A 5,879-nucleotide genomic window follows, 5' to 3' on the forward strand; every position below is an offset into this window, starting at 1 on the left:
GTGGTGGGGCGGTGGCAGGGCGGTGGCAGGGCGGCACGGCAGGCAGCACGGCAGACTGGGCGCCTCACGTTCGGACCTGTCGCGGCGGCAGAAGTGAATGTCGGGCACCCGAGTAGTCTGTACCTGAGCGTCGTCTAGTGGGGAAGGGCCCGCCATGCTGATTTCTGGATTGACCCGGTGGCGGGACTACGTCCGGCGGTGCGCCGCCGTCGTCGTAGTCCTATCGCTTTTCCTTGCCGGTGCGCCGGTTGCCCAGGCAGCGCCCTCAGGCGAACAGCTGTCGACGCGAGTGGTGACCGACCCGAACAATTCCTGGGTCCTGGTCAACAAGTCACGCCCCCTGAGCCCTGCCCAGTTCGTGCCGCCGGACCTGGTCCGCTGGAATGGGACGGGCCATCTGTTGCGCAGCCAGACCGCGGGCGCCATCAACCAGCTCTTCGCCGGGGCACGTGCCGCAGGGCACTCCCTGGAGGTCGTCAGCGCGTACCGGTCCTATGCCACGCAAAGCAGCCTCTACAGCTCCTACGTGCAGATGTACGGCCAGGCGTACGCTGACCAGATCTCGGCGCGGCCCGGCTACAGCGAACACCAGACGGGCCTGGCCGCCGACGTCGGCAATGTGGGCGGCGGCTGCGGGCTCACTGCCTGCTTCGGAACCACTCCCGGCGGGCGTTGGGTTGCTGCGAACGCCCACCGCTACGGATTCATCGTCAGATACCCATCGGGCTACACCAACATCACGGGCTACGCCTATGAGCCCTGGCACCTGCGCTACGTCGGCGTGCAGCTGGCCACGGCCATGAAGAGTCGGGGCATTCCCACCCTGGAGCAGTACTTCTCCGCGCGTCCGACCATCAAGAGCGGCGCTGACGTGCTTGCCGCCGACAGCAGCGGCGTCCTGTGGCAGTATCCGGCCAACGGACGCGGCGGCTTCGGGACCCGGGTGAAGATCGGACCGGGCTGGGCGGGCCTGAAATCCGGCTTCGTGGCCGACTGGAATTCCGACGGCGTCAACGACATCGTTGCCCAGTGGAACAACGGGACTCTCACCGTGTACCGGGGCAAGCTCACGGGCGGCTTCCTCAGTGCCATCAGGGTGGGCACCGCCGGCTGGCAGTCCATGAACATCACGGTGGGCAAGTGGCACAACGGCCACCGCTTCCCGGGCGTGGTGGGAACCGCTGCCGACGGCGCCATGTATTACTACCCGAACGCTGCCGGCGGAGCCCTCGGCACCCGGCTTCGGATCGGCCAGGGGTTCCAGGGACTCAAGCTGGTCCTGGCCGACTTCGACAACGACCGCCGTCAGGACCTGCTGGTCACCAAATCAGGAGGCGACCTGGTGCTCTTCAGGTCCGACGGCGCGGGCAAGTTCGTGCCCGAAACCCGCCGGAAGGTGGGGAGCGGCTGGAATGCCGTTGCCCAGTCGCACGCCTCCTTTGGATTCCAGGGCCCGGGAACACGCGGCCTCACGGCCAAAGCCGCCGACGGCCGCCTGCTGTACTTCAGCCTCGGCAGCGGTCTGTTTACCGGCACCCGAACCGTGGGTCCGGGCTGGCAGACATTCAGCGTCTTCCGGTAACCCGGGGTTCGCGTGGTGCCGGTGGCCGGGCTGCCGGCTGGCGTGGGGAAGGCTGGCGTGCGGCCGGCTGGCGAGCCGCCGGTTGCCGCGGGGCTGCCTGCCTGGCCCCCGGCTGGCGCGGGGGGACGGGGCGCCTGGTGGCAGGTCTGCCTCCGGAAGTTCCGGCGGGCGAGGACCGCCGCCTCTGAGCCGACGCGGACCGTCTCCGCTGCCGCCGGCCGGCCGGCCAGACGGCAGCGGCGAACAGCACCAGCAGCGTGACCGATCCGGAGGCGGCGGCAAGGTAGAAGTAGACGTCCGAATCCTTGGCGGTCACGGCTGGACCGAGCGCCGACGGATCCTGGTTGAAGGCAAGCCCCCACATACGCAGGAATGCGATGGAACACCCGATAGACAGGCTCGTTCCCGCGCCACCTGCCAGCAGGGCCAAGTAGCGGCGGCGGGCAAATGCTTCCGCCACCGATGCCATGTACCCCACCGCCACTAGTCCGAGGAACGTGACAAGTACGGCTTCTTCAAGGGTGATGGACGTTAGTACCAGCATGCCGAGGGCAGCGAAAAACGCTCCGATAGCGATCTTCCCGCTGTTACCCATGTGACTCATGGGACTAATCATCCATGAGGATCATGCTGCTGCAGGACGTAGCCGCGCATGATCGCCATGATGGCCGCAACACTTTGGTCACGGGTCCGCTCCGGGTTGTACGTCTGGCGGTCCAGGCCCACCACGAAGCACGCCCCGAAGATCGCCGTTTCCAGGCTTCCCCTGGAGATGGACGCATCCACCGGGTACTTCGCGGCCACGTCTTCAATGGCCGCGCCGATCACCGCCAGCAGACGTGCACGGAGTTCGGCGAACGTGTCCTGCCACTCGCTGGGCGTGCGCCAGTTCTCGCTCACCCAGAGCCGCGCGAAGGACGGGTACTCCGCCATGAAGTCCATGGCCTGGCCGATCATGGCGTCCATGCCGTCCAGGGGATCCGCCTTCTCACCCTTCACGCTGAGGAGCCTGGCCTCAAGGATGTCCACCCCGTGCCGCAGCAGTTGGGCGATCAGATCCGACTTGCTGCCGAAGTTGTAGTAGACCGTGCCCTTGGACACCCCGGCGGCGGCCGCGATCTCGTCCACGGTCACATTGGCTGCGCCGCGTTCGCCGATCAGCTCCATGGAGGCCTCGAAGAGCTTCTGTTTCGTGGCGTTGGTCCGTGCCGGACGCAGTTTTTTGGACCCAACGTCCGTAGTGGACCCAACGGCCGCGTCTTTCGAACCGGCGGGGTCTGCCTCGGATGTGGTCATACTGCGATCTCCGGTTTCAGGGTCTTAAGGGTCCAGAACTTGTGCTTGCGGACGGCCAGCGTTGAGAGCGCCAGTCCCAGCAAAGTGTAGCCAACCAGCCCCGCCACGGTGGCCGGGATCATGGACAGGTCGGCACCGTAGACGAGGTGCCGCATGGCGGTGACAACGTAGCCCATGGGCAGGATCTGGTGGGCCACGTGCAGCGGCTGCGGCGTGGTCTGCCACGGAAAGGTGCCGCCGGAGGAGACGAGCTGCAGGACCAGGAGAATGAGGACCACGAGCTTTCCGGGTGATCCCAGCAGCGCCACCACGCCCTGGATGATGGCGCTGAAGGCCATGGCCGCGGCGAGCATGAGAAGCCACATCAGCACCGGGTGGGCCGGATTCAGTCCCAGCCCGGCGTTAACCACGAGGGTCAGCAGGCTAGCCTGAAGTGCGGACACCGCCAGGAATGGCAGCCAGCCACCAATGGCGATCTTCCACGCCGGAGCGTTTGACGCGAGAGCGCGCTGGGTGACGGGACGCATGGCCTGGATCAGCATGAACACCCCGATCCAGAGCGCAAGGGTCAGGAAGAACGGAGCCAGCCCGGCGCCGTAGGAGCCGGCTTTCGCCTGCGAGACGTTACTGACGGCCACGGGATCGGAGATCACCTCCGAGATATCGCTTTTCTGCGTTGCATCCGGGTTCGGAATTTTGCTGGCGCCCTTCGCGAGCTCGCCTGCCAGCGTCCTGGAACCGTCTGCGGCGGTGCGCGCGCCGGTCTCAAGCTGCGCGGCACCGTCGTCGAGCTTCCGCGCCCCGTCCACGAGGCGTGCCGTACCGTCCACTGCGGACTGCTCTCCGGCGGCAAGAGTGGCTGAGCCTGCGGCGAGCTGGTCCGCCCCGGTGGAAGCCGCGGCGATGGCTTCCGTCAGGGCCGGTGCAGACGCGGCAAGCTTGGCAGCCCCGGCGCTCACAGCCGCGGAACCGTCGGAAAGCTGTTGGATCTGCGCCGAGTCCGTCTGGATCTTCCCCCGGGCCTCAGCGACGGGGCTGGAAGCGGCCGCGGCATCAAAATCGGCCAGCACCCTGGCTGACTGCTCCTGCGTCAGGACGCCGGCCGCGACCAGCCGCGCATTGGACTCCTGGACGCGGGTCCGGAGGCCGTTGTCTGCCGCTTCCAACTGTCCGACGACGTCTTGGACTTTCGTGTTCAGCGCCGCGTTGCCGGCGGCCACCTGCGCCGCGCCGTCGGCGAGTTGCTGCGAATCGGCAGGGAGCGAGGCGGTCTTGTCCCGCAGCTGGGCCAGGCCGCTGTTCAGCCGGCCGGCTCCCGCGGAGAGCTGCGTGGCGCCGTCGCGAAGTTTGACCTGGCCGTTATACAGCTCGGTGGCGCCCGCTTCAAGCTGGGTGGAGCCCTGGTGCAGGGTGGCGCTCCCGTCGCGCAGCCGCGCGACGCCGTCAGCCAGCTCACCTGCTCCGTGCGCCGCCTTGACCATCTGGGCATGGATCGTCCCGTAGCCAGTCAGGAGCTGGTTAGCGGTTTCTTCGCCGACCTCCTTCGCCACGGACGCGTGGACGGCGGTGGTCAGCTTGTCCACGATGGTGCTGAGGAGGTAGTTGTTGGCGTCGTTGGTGGTGACGTTGAGCATGGCCTGGCTTGCCGAATCGAAGCTGCCGGGCGAAGCCAGGTTGGCGGAAAAGTCGCGCGGAATCTTCAGTGCGAAGGCGTACTTTCCTTCGCTGACGCCCTGGTCCGCCTCTGCTGCGGAGTGGACGGACTGCCAGTTGAACACGTGCCCCTCGATGAGGCTGTCAGCGACCTTCTGGCCGGCCTGCAGCCGCGTCCCGTCGCTCGTGGCGGCGCCGGTGTCCTCCACCACCAGCGCAGCGTCGATCTGGTTCAGGTTCCCGTACGGATCCCAGTTCGCATAGAGGTACACGGCGCCATAGAGCAGCGGGACCATGGTCAGGGCAAGGATGGTCAGCTTGGGCAGCAGCCCGCCGGTCATGCGCTTGAGTTCGGAACGGGCCAGCCGCAGCACAGTCACTTGGCGTCCTCGGTTTCGGCTTGTTTTTCGGTGGTTTCTTCTTCGTCCGGCCCGGCAGCGTTCGGCGCCGCAGCTTTCGGGACCGCAGTGCCGATCACAGCGTTGCCGATCGTCGCCGTCGGACCCGTCCAGCTGTCCGGGAGGGCAGTAACGGTCGCGATGACCGCGAGTGGCCGGCCGCCGTCGTACGCAAGCGCCTCAAGGCGGGGAAGCCAGTCAGCAGGGTCGGCACCGTGCCGGTCGGGGGAATCCAGGACCAGGAGGTCGGTCCGGGGATTGGCCAGCGCCAGGGCCGTGAGGAGTTCGGTGCGCCGCCGCGGCGGAAGCTGTTCCGCCCACATGTCCGAGATGTCCTCGAAACGGTTGATCTTGAGCCAGGGTTTGCTGAGGAGTGCTCCGCGGTAGCGGCGCGGGATGAGGGACAGATCCTCGGTGACGAGGTCCCGCACGCTCAGGTGCCGTTCGGGCTCGTTGACACCTGGGGAGTCCACCAATGCGCTGGCGAGGCGCAGCGGCTTGATCTTGGGCTGGCTGTCCCAGCTCACGGTTCCGCTGTCCGGTTTCATCCTGCCGCTGAGGGTAAGGGCCAGGGCCGTGCGCTGATCCTGACGGTCGCCGGTGACCAGCAGGAGTCCGCCGCGGATTGCCTGCAAGGACGTGGGCGGGAGCAGATCGTCCCGCCGGCCGTTCACGCGAAGCTGGTGTACGGAGAGCAAGTGGAGCCTTTCGTAGAGGTTGTCTGCGTCAAGCCTAACTAAACTGACCAGTCAGTTCAAATAGAACGGAACACCTGTGGCCCAAGAGACAGCGCGAACGAACACGTGAGGCCCCTAAATCCATGCTTGGGTTCTAGCGGTCGTTGCAACACCCCGACTTTTGGGAGTTGCAACGACCGTGGTTCGTTTAAGCGGTGATTCATCAGGATCCGGGTGGTACTCGCAGGATCAGAAGGATGCATTTTTCGCGGT

5 protein-coding genes are annotated in these 5,879 nt (G+C 66.6%); 1 reads left to right on the forward strand and 4 read right to left on the reverse strand.

All coding sequences use genetic code 11. The features are described 5' to 3' along the window. Window positions 1-154: 154 nt before the first annotated feature. The gene (locus LQ144_RS22570; RefSeq protein WP_230121481.1) at window positions 155-1,582 is read left to right on the forward strand and encodes a D-alanyl-D-alanine carboxypeptidase family protein; all 1,428 of its coding nucleotides are present in this window, start codon (window positions 155-157) and stop codon (window positions 1,580-1,582) included. Here LQ144_RS22570 and LQ144_RS22575 read toward each other — a convergent pair. From LQ144_RS22575 to LQ144_RS22590, 4 genes are read right to left on the reverse strand one after another with little or no spacing between them, the layout of a single operon-like run. Beyond that, a complete protein-coding gene (locus tag LQ144_RS22575) occupies window positions 1,566-2,186 on the reverse strand; it encodes a hypothetical protein (protein WP_230121482.1) in 621 nt (206 codons plus the stop codon). The two genes, LQ144_RS22570 and LQ144_RS22575, sit on opposite strands and share 17 nt — an antisense overlap. A gap of 8 nt (window positions 2,187-2,194) precedes the next feature. Beyond that, window positions 2,195-2,878 (reverse strand): TetR/AcrR family transcriptional regulator, encoded by a 684-nt coding sequence (locus LQ144_RS22580; protein ID WP_230121483.1) that lies wholly within the window; start codon window positions 2,876-2,878, stop codon window positions 2,195-2,197. Beyond that, complete coding sequence (locus tag LQ144_RS22585; protein WP_230121484.1) at window positions 2,875-4,911, reverse strand: YhgE/Pip family protein; 2,037 nt, start codon at window positions 4,909-4,911, stop codon at window positions 2,875-2,877. Before LQ144_RS22585 ends, LQ144_RS22580 begins: the two co-directional genes overlap by 4 nt. Then, complete coding sequence (locus LQ144_RS22590; protein ID WP_230121485.1) at window positions 4,908-5,627, reverse strand: ABC transporter ATP-binding protein; 720 nt, start codon at window positions 5,625-5,627, stop codon at window positions 4,908-4,910. Before LQ144_RS22590 ends, LQ144_RS22585 begins: the two co-directional genes overlap by 4 nt. Window positions 5,628-5,879 lie beyond the last annotated feature (252 nt).

This window comes from Arthrobacter sp. Bi83 (assembly GCF_918698095.1).
Classification (GTDB): Bacteria; Actinomycetota; Actinomycetes; order Actinomycetales; family Micrococcaceae; genus Arthrobacter.

What these genes read in the sequence shown, in the direction of transcription:
- LQ144_RS22570 (WP_230121481.1), top strand. Translation starts at nt 155, where the DNA reads ATGCTGATTTCTGGATTGACCCGGTGGCGGGACTACGTCCGGCGGTGC.
- LQ144_RS22575 (WP_230121482.1), bottom strand. Translation starts at nt 2,186, where the DNA reads ATGAGTCACATGGGTAACAGCGGGAAGATCGCTATCGGAGCGTTTTTC.
- LQ144_RS22580 (WP_230121483.1), bottom strand. Translation starts at nt 2,878, where the DNA reads ATGACCACATCCGAGGCAGACCCCGCCGGTTCGAAAGACGCGGCCGTT.